Source organism: Streptomyces sp. NBC_00425 (assembly GCF_036030735.1).
In the GTDB taxonomy this organism is placed as follows: domain Bacteria; phylum Actinomycetota; class Actinomycetes; order Streptomycetales; family Streptomycetaceae; genus Streptomyces.
In genome coordinates this window covers 6,389,983-6,407,113 of the sequence record NZ_CP107928.1, presented here as the reverse complement: position 1 = coordinate 6,407,113, position 17,131 = coordinate 6,389,983, and the positions used below count along the sequence as shown (strand labels likewise).

The window sequence follows — 17,131 nt, the reverse complement described above, 5'->3', positions numbered from 1 at the left end:
CCGGGATCCGCGCCGCCCTCGCGCCTCGCGCCCCCGCCGGAGGTGCGCCGGCCCTACGCCTCGCGCGATCCGGCGTACATCTCGTCGATGAGGTGCTTGTACTCCCGCTCCACGACCGGCCGCTTGAGCTTCAGGCTCGGCGTGATCTCACCGTGCTCGACGTCCAGGTCGCGGGGCAGCAGCCGGAACTTCTTGATCGTCTGCCAGCGCTGGAGGCCCTCGTTGAGCTGCTTGACGTACCCGTCGACGAGCTCCACCGTGACGGGCGCGGCGACGACCTCGGCGTACGACTTTCCGGCCAGTCCGTTGTCCTTCGCCCAGTCCAGCAGCGACGGCTCGTCGAGCGCGATGAGCGCCGTGCAGAAGTTCCGGTCGGCGCCGTGCACGAGGATGTTGGAGACGTACGGGCAGACCGCCTTGAACTGCCCCTCCACCTCGGCGGGCGCGATGTACTTGCCGCCGGACGTCTTGATGAGGTCCTTCTTGCGGTCGGTGATCCGCAGGTACCCGTCGGGCGACAGCTCGCCGATGTCGCCGGTGTGGAACCAGCCGTCGGCCTCGAGGACCTCGGCGGTCTTCTCGGGGAGCCCGTGGTAGCCCTCCATGATGCCGGGGCCGCGCAGCAGGATCTCGCCGTCGTCGGCGATGCGCACCTCGGTGCCGGGCAGCGGCTTTCCGACCGTGCCCGTGCGGTAGGCCTCGCCGGGGTTCACGAAGGAGGCGGCGGAGGACTCCGTCAGGCCGTACCCCTCGAGGATGTGGATGCCGGCGCCGGCGAAGAAGTAGCCGATCTCCGGCGCGAGGGCCGCCGACCCGGAGACGCAGGCGCGCAGGTTGCCGCCGAAGGCCTCGCGGATCTTGGCGAACACGAGCGCGTCGGCGACCTTGTGCTTGGCGCCCAGTCCGAAGGGGACGGCCGCGCTGCCGGTGCGCCGGAAGTTGTCCTGGGCGGCCTTGGCGTACTCGCGGGAGACCTCGGCGGCCCACTGGAAGATCTTGTACTTGGCCCCGCCGGCCGCACGGGCCTTGGCGGCGACGCCGTTGTAGACCTTCTCGAAGATGCGCGGCACGGCGGCCATGTACGTCGGCCGGACGACCGGCAGATTCTCGATGATCTTGTCGACGCGGCCGTCGACGGCCGTGACGTGCCCGACCTCGATCTGGCCCGAGGTGAGCACCTTGCCGAAGACGTGCGCCAGCGGCAGCCACAGGTACTGCACGTCGTCGGGGCCGACCAGGCCGGTCGCCGCGATCGCCTTCGCCATGTACGACCAGTTGTCGTGCGGCAGACGCACGCCCTTGGGACGGCCGGTGGTGCCGGAGGTGTAGATGAGGGTGGCGAGCTGGTCGGAGGTGATCGCGGCGACCCGCTCCTTGATCAGCCCGGCCTCCTTCTCCAGCCGGGCCGCGCCGCGCTTCTCCAGCTCGTCCAGGGTGAGGATCCAGTCGGCGGTCTCCACGCCGGCCGGGTCGATCACGACCACATGGGTGAGGTCGGGGAGCTCGGCGCGCTTCTCGACCGCCTTGGCGAGCTGGGCCGCGTCCTCGGCGATCAGCACCCGGCTCTCTGAGTCCGAGAGGATGAACGCCGACTCGTCGGCGTTGGTCTGCGGGTAGACGGTGGTCGTGGCGGCCCCGGCGCACATGATGCCGAGGTCGGCGAGGATCCACTCCAGGCGCGTGGAGCAGGCGAGCGCTACGCGCTGCTCGGGCTGCACGCCGAGTTCGATGAGGCCGGCCGCGATCGCGTAGACCCGCTCGGCGGCCTGCGCCCAGCTCAGCGCCTTCCAGGCGTCGGGGCCCTCGCCGGACGCGGCGGGCACCGGATGGCGGTACGCCTCCGCGTCGGGCGTGGCCGCCACGCGCTCCAGGAAGAGGCCCGCGACCGACGGCGGACGGTTCTCGATCAGTGTCTGTGTGTCGCTCACGACATCCTCCGGGGCCCGCGACGGTGCGGCTGGCTCGTTGCGGCGTCGTTCGACGCGCGGCTGCTGTTGACGGCGGCTCTTGTTGACGACGGCTGTGCTGGACGGTGGCTGTACTGGACGACCGCCGCATCGGACTGCGGCCGTACCGGACGGCGACTGTTGTTTAACTCATGAGTAACTACCGAGCAGGCATCAGAGTAAAGGGCGACTGGCCAGCGCGTAAGGGGCTCCGGGCGGTCACTTTCTCCTGACTACAGCCAAAGGGCCCGCCGCGCGACAGCGCGACAGGCCCTTTGCACGCCCCGGACACCGGGCTCCGGCGCGGCTACTTCTTGCCCTTGCCCGATCCCGCGCTGTCGTCGCTGCTCAGGACGGCGATGAAGGCCTCCTGCGGAACCTCCACGGAACCCACCATCTTCATCCGCTTCTTGCCCTCCTTCTGCTTCTCCAGCAGCTTGCGCTTACGGGAGATGTCGCCGCCGTAGCACTTGGCGAGGACGTCCTTGCGGATGGCGCGGATGGTCTCGCGGGCGATGACCCGGGAGCCGACGGCCGCCTGGATCGGCACCTCGAAGGCCTGCCGCGGGATGAGCTCGCGCAGCTTCGCGACGAGCCGCACACCGTAGGCGTACGCGGCGTCCTTGTGGGTGACCGCCGAGAAGGCGTCCACCTTGTCGCCGTGCAGCAGGATGTCCACCTTGACCAGGCTGGAGGCCTGCTCGCCGGTGGGCTCGTAGTCCAGCGACGCGTAACCGCGCGTCTTGGACTTCAACTGGTCGAAGAAGTCGAAGACGATCTCCGCGAGCGGGAGCGTGTAGCGGATCTCGACCCGGTCCTCGGAGAGGTAGTCCATGCCGAGCAGGGTGCCGCGCCGGGTCTGGCACAGCTCCATGATCGACCCGATGAACTCGGAGGGCGCGAGGATCGTGGCGCGTACGACAGGCTCGTAGACGTCGCTGATCTTCCCCTCGGGGAACTCGCTCGGGTTGGTGACCGTGTGCTCGCTGCCGTCCTCCATCACGACGCGGTAGACCACGTTCGGCGCGGTGGCGATGAGGTCGAGCCCGAACTCGCGCTCCAGCCGCTCACGGATCACGTCGAGGTGCAGCAGGCCGAGGAAGCCGACGCGGAAGCCGAAGCCGAGGGCTGCGGACGTCTCCGGCTCGTAGACCAGGGCGGCGTCGTTGAGCTGGAGCTTGTCGAGCGCGTCGCGCAGCTCCGGGTAGTCCGAGCCGTCGAGGGGGTACAGGCCCGAGAACACCATCGGCTTGGGGTCCTTGTACCCGCCGAGAGCCTCGGTCGCGCCCTTGTGCAGGGTGGTGATGGTGTCACCGACCTTGGACTGACGGACGTCCTTCACACCGGTGATCAGATAGCCGACCTCACCGACGCCGAGGCCGTCGGCCGACTTCATCTCCGGCGCCGAGACGCCGATCTCGAGCAGCTCGTGCGTGGCGCCGGTGGACATCATCCGGATCCGCTCGCGCTTGTTGAGCTGGCCGTCGATGACACGCACGTACGTCACGACACCGCGGTAGGAGTCGTAGACCGAGTCGAAGATCATCGCGCGGGCGGGGGCGTCCTGGACGCCGACCGGAGCCGGGACGTCGGCGACGACCCGGTCGAGCAGCGCCTCGACGCCCAGACCGGTCTTGGCGGAGACCTTGAGCACGTCCTCGGGGTCGCAGCCGATGAGGTTGGCGAGCTCCTCGGAGAACTTCTCGGGCTGGGCGGCCGGCAGGTCGATCTTGTTCAGCACCGGGATGATCTTGAGGTCGTTCTCCATCGCCAGGTAGAGGTTGGCGAGAGTCTGGGCCTCGATGCCCTGGGCGGCGTCGACGAGGAGGACGGTGCCCTCGCACGCGGCCAGCGACCGGGACACCTCGTACGTGAAGTCCACGTGCCCGGGGGTGTCGATCATGTTCAGGATGTGGGTGTTGCCCGGATCCTGTGTCGGGGCCCAGGGCAGGCGCACGGCCTGGGACTTGATCGTGATGCCGCGCTCGCGCTCGATGTCCATGCGGTCGAGGTACTGAGCACGCATCTGCCGCTGATCGACGACTCCGGTCAGCTGGAGCATGCGGTCGGCGAGCGTGGACTTGCCGTGGTCGATGTGCGCGATGATGCAGAAGTTGCGGATCAGAGCCGGGTCGGTACGGCTCGGCTCGGGCACATTGTTAGGGGTCGCGGGCACGCAGGGTCCTGTCTCTTGAGGCGCCTTGTGCCTCGGGTCGGATCGATACGTAGGCTCCATGGTCCCACGGGCGGCGACCGGAGACCGGTTTGGGCCACTCGGGCAGCCGCTGGTAGTCTGGGCAGCTGTGTCTCATGCCCTCTCAGCGCGAGACACGCCCAAGAAATCACCTGGCACGAGCCCGTGCGGCTCCGTGCCTGAACCTGAAAAGGCTCATTCGTGGCGAACATCAAGTCCCAGATCAAGCGGAACAAGACCAACGAGAAGGCTCGGCTGCGCAACAAGGCCGTCAAGTCCTCCCTGAAGACCGCGATCCGCAAGGCCCGCGAGGCCGCTGCCGCGGGTGACGCCGAGAAGGCCACCGAGTACCAGCGCGCTGCCGCGCGTCAGCTCGACAAGGCCGTCTCCAAGGGCGTCATCCACAAGAACCAGGCCGCCAACAAGAAGTCGGCGCTTGCTTCCAAGGTCGAGTCCCTCAAGGGCTGAACCGCTTCACTGATCTGATCGCCGGAAGGGACCACAGCGGGCCCTCTCATCCGCTCCCGTCCGGCACCCCCGAGCCTGTACGCGGCCTGCGTTCGCCACGCGGGTACGGGCTCACCAGCTTGATCAGCTTTTCCGGAGGCCTCGGTGCTCCGCCCTTCCCCAGGGCGGGAGCCGGGGCCTTCGGCTTGGCCCTCACGACCAGAAGTCGTTGCTCGTGTCGATGTCCGAGACGCACTCGTCGAGGTCTGTGATCTTGTCGCCGACGATCCGGAAGACGATGCACCCGTCGTCCTCGATGTGCTTGCCGTTGCGGTCGGCGATGAAACGGTGCACGGAGACGGCGTGCCCACGACCGTCGACCATCACGTTGCGCAACTCGACGCGCATCGATCCGGCCGTCTCCGAGAACAGCCTGCCGTACATGTCCGTGATCGCGTCGAGGCCCTTGAAGTCCCCGGAGAGCGGGTGGGAACCGGGCACGTGATGCGTGCAGTCCCCCGTCATCAACCCGCGCAGGGTGTCCATGTCTCCGCGACTGAAGGCCCCGTATCCCTGACGGACGAGTGTCGCGTGCGGGTGTTCGGCCATGTCGATCGCCACCTTTCGCATGCGTCGGCGATGTGCGGCTGGTACGTCCGATTCTCCTCCCCGGCAGGGGAACGGCGACTGGATCACACCGAGGACGACCACACCCGGGACGACCACCCCCGGGGGACGATCACCCCGGGCGCCCGACCGGCCTGAGGCACGCGCAAGGGACGGTCATCCGCGGCCCCCGGACCGCGCCGCACGCGCGATGGCCACGACGGCCTTCTCCAGGGCGTACTCGGGATCGTCGCCGCCGCCCTTCACTCCCGCATCCGCCTCGGCCACCGCTCGCAGGGCGACGGCCACCCCGTCCGGCGTCCAGCCGCGCATCTGCTGCCGTACCCGGTCGATCTTCCAGGGCGGCATCCCGAGCTCCCGCGCGAGGTCCGCCGGACGGCCGCCGCGCGCCGAGGACAGCTTGCCGATGGCCCGCACACCCTGGGCCAGCGCGCTGGTGATCAGGACGGGCGCCACGCCGGTGGCCAGCGACCAGCGCAGCGCCTCCAGCGCCTCGGCGGCCCGCCCCTCCACCGCCCGGTCGGCGACGGTGAAGCTCGACGCCTCGGCCCGCCCGGTGTAGTACCGGCCGACGACGGCCTCGTCGATGGTGCCCTCGACATCGGCGACCAGCTGGGACACGGCCGACGCCAGTTCCCGCAGATCGCTGCCGATGGCGTCCACCAGCGCCTGGCAGGCCTCGGACGTGGCCGATCTGCCGGTCGCGCGGAACTCCTGTCTGACGAAGGTCAGCCGGTCCGCCGGCTTGGTCATCTTCGGACAGGCCACCTCGCGGGCGCCCGCCTTGCGCGCGGCGTCCAGCAGCGCCTTGCCCTTGGCGCCGCCGGCGTGCAGCAGGACGAGCGTGATCTCCTCGGCGGGCGAACCGAGGTACCCCTTGACGTCCTTCACCGTGTCCGCGGACAGGTCCTGCGCATTGCGGACGACCACCACCTTGCGCTCCGCGAAGAGCGACGGGCTGGTCAGCTCGGCGAGCGTGCCGGGCTGCAGCTGGTCCGGGTTCAGGTCGCGTACGTCCGTGTCGGCGTCGGCGGCCCGGGCGGCGGCCACCACCTCCTGCACGGCGCGGTCGAGCAGGAGGTCCTCCTGGCCCACGGCGAGCGTCAGCGGGGCGAGAGGGTCGTCATTCGCAGTCTTCCTGGCCATCACCGACAGCATCCCACGAGCCGCTGACAACGCGGCCGACGCACCTAGGGCTCCTCCCGCCAGCCCTCCCACTCCGCCGCGAACCCGTCCAGCTCCGCCGCGTCGAGCCGTCCGTCCTCGTCGTGCAGCAGGACGAGCCACTGCGCGTCCTCCGCGTCGTCCTCCCCGGCCAGGGCGTCGCGGACGATCCTCGGCTCCTCGCCGACGCCGAACCGCTCCCCGAGCGCCTGAGCCACCTCCTCCGCCGCGTCGCGGTCCGGCAGTACCAGCACATGTCTCACATCGCTCACGGCGCCATTTTCCGGCACGCGCACACGCCCGTGCACCCTGTCCCCCCTCCCCCCGCCCAAGGTCGGCACTCAACGTCCGTCCGCGATGTCCGCCCGGCGCGGACTACCCGTACGCGCGAACCGTCGGCACCCGCTCCAGCTCGATCCCGAACCGCTCCCGGTACACCCCCAACACCTCGTCGTCGGACTCCAGTTCGTGTTCCCCGCTCGCTCCGTCCACGGACGTCGTCTTCAGCCGGCGTCCGCTGAGCGTGATCCGCCCGCCGTCCTGCGTGAGCCGCGAGCAGATCAGCGACCGCGTGAAGTGCGACCGCGGTGAGGTGCTGTGCCACCAGGCTCCCGCCGCGAAGTCCCCCAGGACCCGGGGCCGTACCTCCAGCCGGTACACCGGCGCTCCGTCCCGCACGACGTCCACGTCCCGCGCCGGCGCCGCCCCATCGGCTCCCGCCTCCGCTCCGGCCGGGTCCGGACCCGCCTCGGCGATCCTGAACGTCCCGCCGGGGTCGGCCTGTTCACCCTCGTGCCCCCATCGGAGCGGGTGGTGACTGTGCGCCCCGAACCCGACGTCGGCCAGCCGATGCCCGCCGTCCACCGTCCCGACCAGCAGCGCGAGATGGTCGTACGGGATACCGAGCCGGCCCTCCTCGCCGTACACCCGTGCCGCCAGCAGGGCGACCTCGAAGCCCAGCGCCGTCAACAGCGCCCCGAACGCCCCGTTCAGCTCGTAACAGAACCCTCCCCTCCGCGCCTCGACGACCTTCTCGACCAGCCGCTTCTCCTCCAGCACGATCTCCTCCCCGAGATGCACCGACAGGTTCTCGAAGGGCACGGCCCGCAGATGCCTCAGATGCAGCTCCCGAAGAAGGCCGACGGTCGGGGCCGGAAGCGGCAGCTCGAGCCCGAGACCGAGACGGCGGAGATAGGCCTCGACCAGCGGAACGTCGAGGAAGCGGACGTCCTGGTGCCGAGCCTCGGAGAGCCGTGCGGCGGCCTGGCCGTCGGAGTGCTGGGCGGCGCCCTGGGGAACGGCAGGCCGGGCGGCGTCGCGGGCGTCGGAGGGACGGGCGGATTTTTGGGGGGCGGCGGGCCGGGGCGGTTCGTCCTTCGCCGGTGCGGGATTCATGTCCTCAGTCTCGCGCCACCCGCAACCCCCCGCCCCCGCCGTCGCCTCCGCCTCCGACGACCGCCAGGGCCCCGTCCCGGTCCGTCCGCAGTACCACCGCCCCTCCCTTGCGCAGTGCCGCGACCGTGCTGGGCGCGGGGTGTCCGTACGGGTTGTCCGCGCCGCAGCTGATCAGCGCCAGCCGGGGCGCCACGGCCCGTATGAGGTCCGGGTCCTGATAGGCCGAGCCGTGGTGCGCCACCTTCAGCACGTCCACTCCGCGTACCAGCGCGGCCGCCGGCGATCTCGACAGCGCCCGCTGCGCCGGGGGTTCGAGGTCGCCCAGCAGCAGCATGCGCAACCCGGCCGATCGCACGAGCAGCGTCACACTCGCGTCGTTCGGACCTTCCGGTTCGGGCGCCGGCGGCGGCGGAGGCCACAGCACCTCCCATTCCAGGGCGCCGACCCGCCGCCGCTCCCCGGCCACGGCCCGCACGACGGGAACGTTCCGCGCCCTCGCCTCCTTCCGTACGAACTCCACCTGCTCCACGGGTTCCTCGAAGCCCGTGGTCTCCACAGCTCCCACCTCCCGGCCCCGCAGCACCCCCGGCAGCCCTGCCACATGGTCCGCGTGGAAGTGGGTGAGCACGACGAGCGGCACCCTGGTGATGCCGAGCGTGCGCAGACACCGGTCCACCAGCGCCGGATCGGGACCGGCGTCCACGACCACGCCGACGCCGCCGCCCGCCGCGAGGACGGTCGCGTCGCCCTGCCCCACGTCGCACATCGCCAGCCGCCAGCCCGGCGGCGGCCAGCCCGTGAGCACCCTCGTCAGGGGCGGCGGCCGCACCACCACGAGCAACAGCAGCGCCCCGCAGACCACGCACAGCCACGGATGCCTCGACAACCGCCGCCCGGACACCACCACCACCGCCGTGACGACCGCCAGCAACAGAGCCCCGACCCAGCTGCCCGGCCAGTCGATTCCCGCGCCCGGCAGCGCGGCGCCCGTTCGGGCCACGCCCGCGATCCACCCGGCGGGCCAACCGGCGCACCAGGCCAGCGCCTCCGCCACCGGCATCGCCGCCGGCGCGGTCGCCAGCACCGCGAAGCCCAGTACCGTCGCGGGCGCGACCGCGAACTCCACGAGGAGGTTGCAGGGCACCGCCACCAGACTCACCCGCGCCGACAGCACCGCGACGACCGGCGCGCACAGGGCCTGCGCGGCTCCGGCCGCCGCCAGGGCCTCCGCGAGCCTCGGCGGCACCCGCCGCCTGCGCAGGGCGGCACTCCACCGCGGCGCCAGCGTCAACAGGGCCCCGGTGGCGAGGACGGACAGCAGGAAGCCGTAGCTCCGGGCCAGCCACGGGTCGTACAGCACGAGAAGCAGCACGGCTGTCGCCAGGGCCGGGACGAGGGACCGGCGGCGGCCGGTCGCCAGGGCCAGCAGCACGATCGCTCCACAGGCCGCGGCGCGCAGCACGCTGGGGTCGGGCCGGCACACCACCACGAATCCGAGCGTGAGCGCCCCGCCGAGCACCGCGCTCGCCCGCAGGGAAACTCCCAGCCGGGGTGCCAGCCCGCGCCGTTCGACCTGTTGGGCGAGACCGGGCGGACCGAGGAGCAGCGCGAGGATGATCGTGAGGTTGCTCCCGGAGACGGCCAGAGTGTGGGCCAGGTCCGTCTCCTTGAAGGCCTCGTCCAGTTCGGGCGTGATCCTCGACGTGTCTCCGACCACCAGCCCCGGCAGCAGCGCCCTGGCGTCCGCCGGCAAGCCGTCGGTGGCCGCCCGCAGACCCGCCCGCAGCCGCCCCGCCGTCCGCTGGGCGCCAGAGGGGCGTCCCACGACCGCCGGCGCCGCCCTGCCCCGCACCCGCAGCACCGCCGCGAACCGGTCCCCTCGGGCCATGGCGGGCACGAGCCGCCCGGCCACCCGCAGCCGGGTGGACGGCAGCAACGCGAGCCACGGGGCCTCGGGCCGCCCTTCTGGACCTCGCGCGCCGCCGTACTCCCGCCGGCCGTCGTGCCCCGGGCGTCGGCCGGCGTCTCCCCTGCGCGATCGTGCGTCCACGATCAGCAGGACCGGCGTCCGCGTCGCCACCACCGTCCGGTGCACGGTCTCGACCCTGCGCACTTCCGCCTCGATCATCACCGAGTCCGGCATCACGTGGTCCCCTCTGACGCGAGGGCGCGTGAGCCGTGGGTCGGAGGTGAGCTCGACCTCGGCGGTGACACTCGCATACCTGCCCGCCAGCGCGGGCACCGGCCCACGGCGCAGATCGGCGCCGTGCAGCCCGGCCGACGCGGCGGCCGCGGCCACACAGAGCAGAGACGCGGCGACGGTCACACGCCGCCAGACCGTCCGACGCCCCACCGTGCCCGCACCATCCAACTCCGCGACGGTCCCGCCCGGCGCAGCCCCACAACGCCCCGCCGAGCCCGCACCATCCGCCCTCGCGACGGTCCCGCCCGACGAACCCTTCCCACGCGTCGACGACACCGCACCACCATCCACCACTTCGGGGTTCACGCGCGGCCCGGTCCTCCAGGGGCCTGGCGTGACCGGGGCGTTCCTCGCGCTGCCCCGCCTCACGACGAGCAGGATCACTGCGGCCGCCAGACAGCCGATCACCAGGCCGCCCACCAGCCCTGGGGACGCGTCCAACGTGAACGCGGCCGTGGCCCAGGCCGCCAGGGCGGGCGGTACGAGCCGGAGATCCACCGGCCCCTCCTGACGGGGGTGGGCGTCGCCCAGCCGCTTTCCGGAGTCGGCGTGCACGGCCTGCCGACCGCGCCCGCCGCGCACCGGCGAGGCACCGTTCAGAGTGCCTCCGTCCTCCTCCCTGACGTTGCCGCCGAGCCCAGGAAGCCTCCGCGCCATGTTCGCCCGCCTCATGGCCGCACGAGATTCCGCAGGTCGGCGAAGCGCCGCTCACCGATTCCGTTGACGTCCCGCAGCTCGTCCACCGACCGGAAACCGCCGTGCTGCGCCCGGTGGTCGATGATGTGCTGCGCCAACACAGGTCCCACGCCGGGCAGGGCCTCGAGTTGGTCGACCGTCGCCGTGTTGAGGGACACGGGCATCGCAGGTCCGCCGCCCGGACCAGCCGCGCCGGCGGACCCCGCCGATCCCGTACCCGCCCCCGTACCCCCTCCGGCCCCGGCCCCGGCAGTCAGCGAGCCGCCGACGACGACCTGCTCGCCGTCCACGAGAAACCGTGCGCGGTTGAGACCGTCGGTGTCGGTGCCCGGTCGCACCCCACCGGCCGCGTCCAACGCGTCGACGACCCGTGAACCGGCCGGGAGGCGGTGGATTCCGGGCTTGCGCACCTTCCCGCTGACGTCCACCACGATCTCGCCGCCGGCCGTGCTCACGGCGCTCCCCGCGATTCCCGGACCCGGCGGACCGGCGGACGCCGTGGGCCCGGCAGCCGACTCCCGCTCGCCTGCCACCGCGCCGAAGGGAGCCGCGGCTCGCACCACTTCCGGCGCCTTCACCGGCTGGACCCTTCCGGTCCAGAAGTGCTGCACGGCGAAACCCGCGGCGGCGACCAGCAGCACGGTCAGTGCCAGTACGCTCCTGCGCTCCAGTCCGCACCGCGCCTGCAACCAGACCGGCATCCGCTCCCACAGCGCAAGCCCCGCCCGCTCCCACCAGGCCGCCCGGGCCGCCCACGGCACCCGGCCCGCACCCTCGAACGCACCGCCCTGCACGGTGACGACGGCACCCTCGAACGCACCGTCCTCCGCGGCGCCGGCACCGACCTCAGCGCCCCCGCCCTCGGCGCCGGCCCGTGCCCCACCCCCGAGACCGGGTTCCTCCGCACCGTCCGCCGGGCACACGCCTCCCGTGCCGTCCGCAGACCCCGTGCCGTCGGCAGCTCCGCCCCCACGGGACTCCGGCCGGTCACTGCGCTCACCGAGCCCACGGGACTCCGGCCGGCTGCTCTGTCCGGCCGGCCCACGGGACTCCGGCCGGCCGCTGCCTCCACCGCCCCTGTCGCCCGCGCCTCCTCCGCCCGGGGGTCCGACACCCGGCTTCTCCGGCGCGCCTGCCTCCCGGGCCCGTGCGGTGAACAACGCCTGTGCCCGACGGCGGTTCTCCTCCGCCGAGGCATGACGGTGCCCCGTCCGGCCGCCGCCGGGGGGACGCAGGCGGCGGGAGCGTGCGTCGGAGCCGCGGGCCCGGCCGGGTCCGCTGGTCGCGTGCGTGCTGCGTGAGCGTGATCGAAGTGCCATGTGACGAGGATCGGACACTCCGCCACATCGCGATGATCTTGCTCAATTTCCGTGGACCGCCGCCCCGTTGTGGATAACTTCGCCACTCGCAGGAGTGGGGGAAGCCCTCATCGCGGCGAGACCACGACTCCCAGCAGTCCTGGTCCGGTGTGGGCCCCGATCACCGCTCCGACCTCGCTGACATGCAGATCGACGAGTCCGGGCACGCGGGAACGCAGTCGGTCCGCGAGAGCCGACGCCCGGTCGGGAGCCGCGAGATGATGCACGGCGATGTCCACCGGCGCGCTGCCCGCCCGGTCGGCGCCGAGCTCTTCCAGACGTGCGATCGCCCTCGAGGCCGTCCGGACCTTCTCGAGGAGGTCGATGCGCCCCGCGTCCAGCTGAAGGAGCGGCTTCACGGCGAGCGCCGAGCCCAACAGGGCCTGGGCGGTGCCGATCCGGCCGCCCCGACGCAGGTATTCCAGGGTGTCGACGTAGAAGTAGGCGGACGTGCCGTCGGCTCGCTTCTCCGCCGCGATGACCGCCTCGTCGACCGTCCCGCCCGCCTCCGCGACCTCGGCCGCCGCGAGCGCGCAGAAGCCGAGTGCCATGGCCACCATGCCGGTGTCCACCACCCGCACCGGAACCGGCGCCTCGCGCGCCGCGACCACCGCCGCGTCATATGTGCCGGACAGTTCGGCGGAGAGGTGGAGGGAGACGATGCCGGCGGCGCCCGACTCGGCGACCCTGCGGTAGGTCTCGGCGAAGTACTGAGGGCTGGGGCGCGAGGTGGTGACGGGGCGTCGCTTCTGCAGCGCCTGAGCCAGCGAGCGGGTGGAGATCTCGCTGCCCTCTTCGAGTGCCTGGTCGCCGAGGACGACGGTCAGGGGCACCGCGGTGATGCCATGACGCTCCATCGTCCGCTGCGGCAGGTAGGCCGTTGAATCCGTGACGATCGCGACATGGCGGGACATGACCTGGAGGTTACCTGGCGTAGCCGCTGTCCGGCAGCCCGGCCCCTGGCAGCTGGGCTCCCCTTGACCGAATCAAATACCACGCCGCACAGGGCCCGCGCCGGGATCCGGTGCGGCGCCGAACGCACGTCCCGCGCCGCCGTCAGCGCGCGACGACCGCGGCATCACCGTGCCACCCGGCCGCTCTGCCGACGGACTGCCCGAACCCCGGACTCCGCTCAGGTGGTGCTCTCGGGTCGCGGCTTCTTCTGCCAGGGGTAGACCGGGCGCGGTCCGGGCGGGGTGATGGCGGGCGGGGCCTGCTCGTCCGCGGTGCGTGCTGCGGGCGTCTCCGGCCAGGTCTGGCCCGCCGTCGGGCTGTCGGCGGCCGGCGCCTCGGGCCACGGGGGCGGCGTCTGGTCGGCTTCCGGCGTGGTCCAGTGCCGCAGGGCGCCGGCCTCGACGCCGATCTGGGCGCTGAGGGAGTCGAGGTCGTCCTCCGCGAAGCGGCGGGCACGGTCACGGGCGGCCCAGCGCAACGAGTCGGCCGATCCCGTGATCCGCTCCGTGCGCTCCCGCAGTGCCGGCAGACGCTCGACGAGCGTCGCACGGTCCGGCTCCGACTCCAGGCGCTTGAGCTCGGCGTCCAGTTCGTGACCGTGCGCGCTGAGCCTCTGGAAAAGGCCGAGGGACTCCTTCAGTGACTCGTCCTCCACGACGCCCGCGTGCAGTGCGTCCTGAGTGGCCCGCATCGATGTGCGCAGGGCGAGCCGCAGCTGGGCGATCTCGCCGGCCGGTCCGAGCTGGGCGAAGGACTTGGCCCGCAGGGTGTGGTCCTCGACCGTGCGGCGGGCCTGGGTGATGGTGCGGTCGACGCCCCGCTTCGCGGCCCCGACCACCTTCACCGTGGCGTAGGCGCCGAGCGCCAGGCAGAGCACGAAGAGCAGGACGATGACGGCGATCACGGCTTCCACGAGCTCCTCCTTCGACCTGCACGACGCGTCCGGCCCCGCAGACGGCACACCGCAGCCGGCGCCCCGCCCTTCAAACGGTAAACGAGACGGGCAGGCCCGGAGTTCCAGAAGAACCCCGAACCTGCCCGCACGGAACCCCTAAGGGGCGACCGGCATCACGCGGCCCACCGCCCGGCCGGACGAGCGGGAGCCCGGTGCTGCACCCCCACCCGGCCGGCGCACCCGGCCACCGCCCGGCGGAACGACCCGCCCGCGTGCGCCGAGCAGGCGCTTACGCGGGAACGATGTTCACCAGCTTCGGCGCCCGCACGATCACCTTGCGGATACCGGCCCCGCCCAGCGCCTTGACGACCGCCTCGTCGGCCAGCGCGACCTTCTCCAGCTCGTCGTCGGAGATGGCCGGGGAGACCTCCAGGCGCGCCTTGACCTTGCCCTTGATCTGCACGACGCAGGTCACGCTCTCGTCCACGACGTACGCCGGGTCGGCGACGGGCAGGTCCTGGTGGACGACCGAGTCGGTGTGGCCCAGCTTGCGCCACAGCTCCTCGGCGATGTGCGGGGCCAGCGGGGCGGCCAGCAGCACCAGGTCCTCGGCGACCGTGCGCGGCAGCGCGCCGCCCGCCTTGGTCAGGTGGTTGTTCAGCTCGGTGATCTTGGCGATGGCGGTGTTGAAGCGCAGGCCCTCCAGGTCCTGGCGCACCCCGTCGATCGCCTTGTGCAGGGCGCGCAGGGTCGGCTCGTCGGCCTCGGCGTCGACGACGGTCACCTCGCCGGTGGCCTCGTCGACGATGTTGCGCCACAGCCGCTGCAGCAGGCGGTACTGGCCGACCACCGCGCGGGTGTCCCACGGGCGCGAGACGTCCAGCGGGCCCATCGCCATCTCGTACAGGCGGAGCGTGTCGGCGCCGTACTCGGCGCAGATCTCGTCCGGAGTGACGGCGTTCTTCAGGGACTTGCCCATCTTCCCGTACTCACGCTTCACGGGCGCGCCCTGGTACAGGAACGTGCCGTCCCGCTCCTCGACCTCGGCGGCCGGGACGTACACGCCGCGGGAGTCGGTGTACGCGTAGGCCTGGATCATGCCCTGGTTGAACAGCTTGTGGAACGGCTCCGCGGAGGAGACGTGCCCCAGGTCGAACAGGACCTTGGACCAGAAGCGCGCGTACAGCAGGTGCAGCACGGCGTGCTCGGCCCCGCCGACGTACAGGTCGACGCCGCCGTGCGGCTGCCCCTCGCGGGGACCCATCCAGTACTGCTCGACGGCCTGGTCGACCAGTTGCTCGCTGTTGTGCGGGTCCAGGTAACGCAGCTCGTACCAGCAGGAACCGGCCCAGTTGGGCATGGTGTTGGTCTCGCGGCGGTAGCGTCGCGGACCGGCCCCGTCGCCCAGGTCCAGCGTGACGTTCACCCAGTCCGCGTTGCGGGACAGCGGCGTCTCCGGGGACGTGTTCGCGTCGTCCGGGTCGAAGGTGCGGGGCGAGTAGTCCTCGACCTCCGGCAGCTCCAGGGGCAGCATCGACTCCGGCAGCGGGTGGGCGATGCCGTCCTCGTCGTAGACGATCGGGAAGGGCTCGCCCCAGTAGCGCTGGCGGCTGAACAGCCAGTCGCGCAGGCGGAAGTTGACGGTGCCCTCGCCGATCCCCCTGCCCTCGAGCCACTCGGTGACGCGCGCCTTGGCGTCGACGACACCCAGGCCGTTCAGGCTGATCTCGTCGTTCGCCGAGTTGATGATCTTCGCGTCGTACGACGCGAAGGCGTTCTCCCAGGTCGACGTGTCGGTGCCGCGGCCGTCGGTCGGCTCGACGATGCAGTGGATCGGCAGCTCGAAGGCGCGCGCGAACTCGAAGTCGCGCTGGTCGCCCGCCGGGACGGCCATGATCGCGCCGGTGCCGTAGCCCATCAGGACGTAGTCGGCGATGAAGACGGGAACCTGCTCGCCGTTGACCGGGTTGGTCGCGTACACGCCGGTGAAGACGCCCGTCTTGTCCTTGGCCTCGGCCTGACGCTCGACGTCGGACTTCGAGGCCGCCTGCGCACGGTACGCGGCGACGGCGTCGACCGGGGTGGCGTGGCCGCCCGTCCAGACGTCGTGCGTGCCCTCGGGCCAGGATGCCGGGGTGAACTTGTCGACCAGCGGGTGCTCGGGCGCCAGGACCATGTAGGTCGCGCCGAACAGGGTGTCCGGGCGCGTGGTGAAGACCGAGATCCGCTCGCCGTCCACGGGGAAGTCGACGCGGGCGCCCTCGGAGCGGCCGATCCAGTTGCGCTGCTGCAGCTTGATGGCCTCGGGCCAGTCCAGCGCGTCCAGGTCGTCCAGCAGACGGTCCGCGTAGGCGGTGATGCGCATGTTCCACTGGCGCAGCTTGGCCTTGAAGACGGGGAAGTTGCCGCGCTCGGAGCGGCCGTCGGCGGTGACCTCCTCGTTGGCCAGCACGGTGCCCAGGCCGGGGCACCAGTTGACCGGCGCGTCGGAGGCGTAGGCCAGACGGAACTCCCCCAGCACGTCGGCGCGCTCGGCGGCGGTCAGCTCGTGCCACGCGCGCGTGTGCCCCGGTACGGGGCGCTCACCGGACTCGAACTGGGCGACCAGCGAGGCGATCGGGCGGGCCTTGTCCGCGTCCGCGTCGTACCAGGAGTTGAAGATCTGCAGGAAGATCCACTGGGTCCACTTGTAGTACTCGGGGTCGATCGTGGCGAACGACCGGCGCTTGTCGTGGCCCAGGCCCAGCCGGCGCAGCTGGGACTTCATGTTCTCGATGTTGGCCTCGGTGGACACGCGCGGGTGCGTGCCGGTCTGCACGGCGTACTGCTCGGCGGGCAGGCCGAAGGCGTCGAAGCCCAGGGTGTGCAGGACGTTGTGGCCGGTCATGCGCTGGAAGCGCGCGAAGACGTCGGTCGCGATGTAACCCAGCGGGTGGCCGACGTGCAGTCCCGCTCCGGAGGGGTACGGGAACATGTCCATGATGAACTTCTTGGGCCGGGCCACCATCTCGGGGTCACCCGCCAGGTCGCCCTGCGGGTTCGGCGCGGCGTAGGTGCCCTCGGCGTCCCAGAAGTCCTGCCAGCGTGCCTCGATCTCGGCGGCCATGGCTGCCGTGTAGCGGTGCGGCGCGGCCTCTGCCGGGACAGCGGCGGCAGCGGGGTTCGTCTCGCTCATGGTCCTCAAAGCTCCATCGATCGTCTCTGCCAGCGGGTTGTCGTCCAGGAAACGAAAAATCCCCTCGCACAGGAGGG

The 17,131-nt window shown here is 71.8% G+C and carries 12 protein-coding genes; 1 reads left to right on the top strand and 11 read right to left on the bottom strand.

Features of this window, described 5'->3' with window-relative positions; all coding sequences use genetic code 11:
- Nucleotides 1-53 precede the first annotated feature (53 nt).
- A complete protein-coding gene (locus OHS82_RS27960) occupies nt 54-1,928 on the bottom strand; it encodes an AMP-dependent synthetase/ligase (protein WP_057574706.1) in 1,875 nt (624 codons plus the stop codon).
- A 325-nt stretch (nt 1,929-2,253) separates the two neighbouring features.
- Nucleotides 2,254-4,122 (bottom strand): translation elongation factor 4, encoded by a 1,869-nt coding sequence (gene lepA / locus OHS82_RS27955; protein ID WP_057574705.1) that lies wholly within the window; start codon nt 4,120-4,122, stop codon nt 2,254-2,256.
- Between the two features lie 219 nt (nt 4,123-4,341).
- Here lepA and rpsT point away from each other — a divergent pair, with 219 nt between their 5' ends.
- Nucleotides 4,342-4,608 (top strand): 30S ribosomal protein S20, encoded by a 267-nt coding sequence (gene rpsT / locus OHS82_RS27950; protein ID WP_057574704.1) that lies wholly within the window; start codon nt 4,342-4,344, stop codon nt 4,606-4,608.
- Nucleotides 4,609-4,800: 192 nt separating this feature from the next.
- Here rpsT and OHS82_RS27945 read toward each other — a convergent pair whose 3' ends face one another.
- The 9 genes from OHS82_RS27945 to leuS all read right to left on the bottom strand — a co-directional run bounded on the left by OHS82_RS27945 (nt 4,801) and on the right by leuS (nt 17,054).
- Entirely contained in the window at nt 4,801-5,196 is a 396-nt protein-coding gene (locus OHS82_RS27945; RefSeq protein ID WP_328436114.1) for a nuclear transport factor 2 family protein, read from the bottom strand.
- A 174-nt stretch (nt 5,197-5,370) separates the two neighbouring features.
- A complete protein-coding gene (holA, locus tag OHS82_RS27940) occupies nt 5,371-6,360 on the bottom strand; it encodes a DNA polymerase III subunit delta (RefSeq protein WP_199863663.1) in 990 nt (329 codons plus the stop codon).
- A gap of 44 nt (nt 6,361-6,404) precedes the next feature.
- A complete protein-coding gene (locus tag OHS82_RS27935; protein ID WP_079040909.1) occupies nt 6,405-6,650 on the bottom strand; it encodes a hypothetical protein in 246 nt (81 codons plus the stop codon).
- 103 nt (nt 6,651-6,753) lie between these two features.
- Complete coding sequence (locus OHS82_RS27930; RefSeq protein ID WP_328434758.1) at nt 6,754-7,773, bottom strand: arylamine N-acetyltransferase family protein; 1,020 nt, start codon at nt 7,771-7,773, stop codon at nt 6,754-6,756.
- Nucleotides 7,774-7,777: 4 nt separating this feature from the next.
- On the bottom strand, nt 7,778-10,531 hold the full coding sequence (locus OHS82_RS27925; RefSeq protein ID WP_443061835.1) for a ComEC/Rec2 family competence protein: 2,754 nt from the start codon (nt 10,529-10,531) through the stop codon (nt 7,778-7,780).
- Nucleotides 10,532-10,644: 113 nt separating this feature from the next.
- Nucleotides 10,645-11,466 (bottom strand): helix-hairpin-helix domain-containing protein, encoded by an 822-nt coding sequence (locus OHS82_RS27920; RefSeq protein WP_443061802.1) that lies wholly within the window; start codon nt 11,464-11,466, stop codon nt 10,645-10,647.
- A gap of 632 nt (nt 11,467-12,098) precedes the next feature.
- Nucleotides 12,099-12,944: a DegV family protein gene (locus tag OHS82_RS27915; protein WP_057574700.1), complete on the bottom strand. Its 846-nt coding sequence runs from the start codon at nt 12,942-12,944 to the stop codon at nt 12,099-12,101.
- 218 nt (nt 12,945-13,162) lie between these two features.
- A complete protein-coding gene (locus OHS82_RS27910; RefSeq protein ID WP_057574699.1) occupies nt 13,163-13,897 on the bottom strand; it encodes a hypothetical protein in 735 nt (244 codons plus the stop codon).
- 271 nt (nt 13,898-14,168) lie between these two features.
- The gene (leuS, locus tag OHS82_RS27905; protein ID WP_328434755.1) at nt 14,169-17,054 is read right to left on the bottom strand and encodes a leucine--tRNA ligase; all 2,886 of its coding nucleotides are present in this window, start codon (nt 17,052-17,054) and stop codon (nt 14,169-14,171) included.
- Between the last annotated feature and the right edge of the window lie 77 nt (nt 17,055-17,131).

Excerpts from the sequence above, each read along its gene's own strand:
- OHS82_RS27945 (WP_328436114.1), bottom strand. The coding sequence starts at position 5,196 with ATGGCCGAACACCCGCACGCGACACTCGTCCGTCAGGGATACGGGGCC.
- leuS (WP_328434755.1), bottom strand. The coding sequence starts at position 17,054 with ATGAGCGAGACGAACCCCGCTGCCGCCGCTGTCCCGGCAGAGGCCGCG.
- OHS82_RS27930 (WP_328434758.1), bottom strand. The coding sequence starts at position 7,773 with ATGAATCCCGCACCGGCGAAGGACGAACCGCCCCGGCCCGCCGCCCCC.
- OHS82_RS27915 (WP_057574700.1), bottom strand. The coding sequence starts at position 12,944 with ATGTCCCGCCATGTCGCGATCGTCACGGATTCAACGGCCTACCTGCCG.
- holA (WP_199863663.1), bottom strand. The coding sequence starts at position 6,360 with ATGGCCAGGAAGACTGCGAATGACGACCCTCTCGCCCCGCTGACGCTC.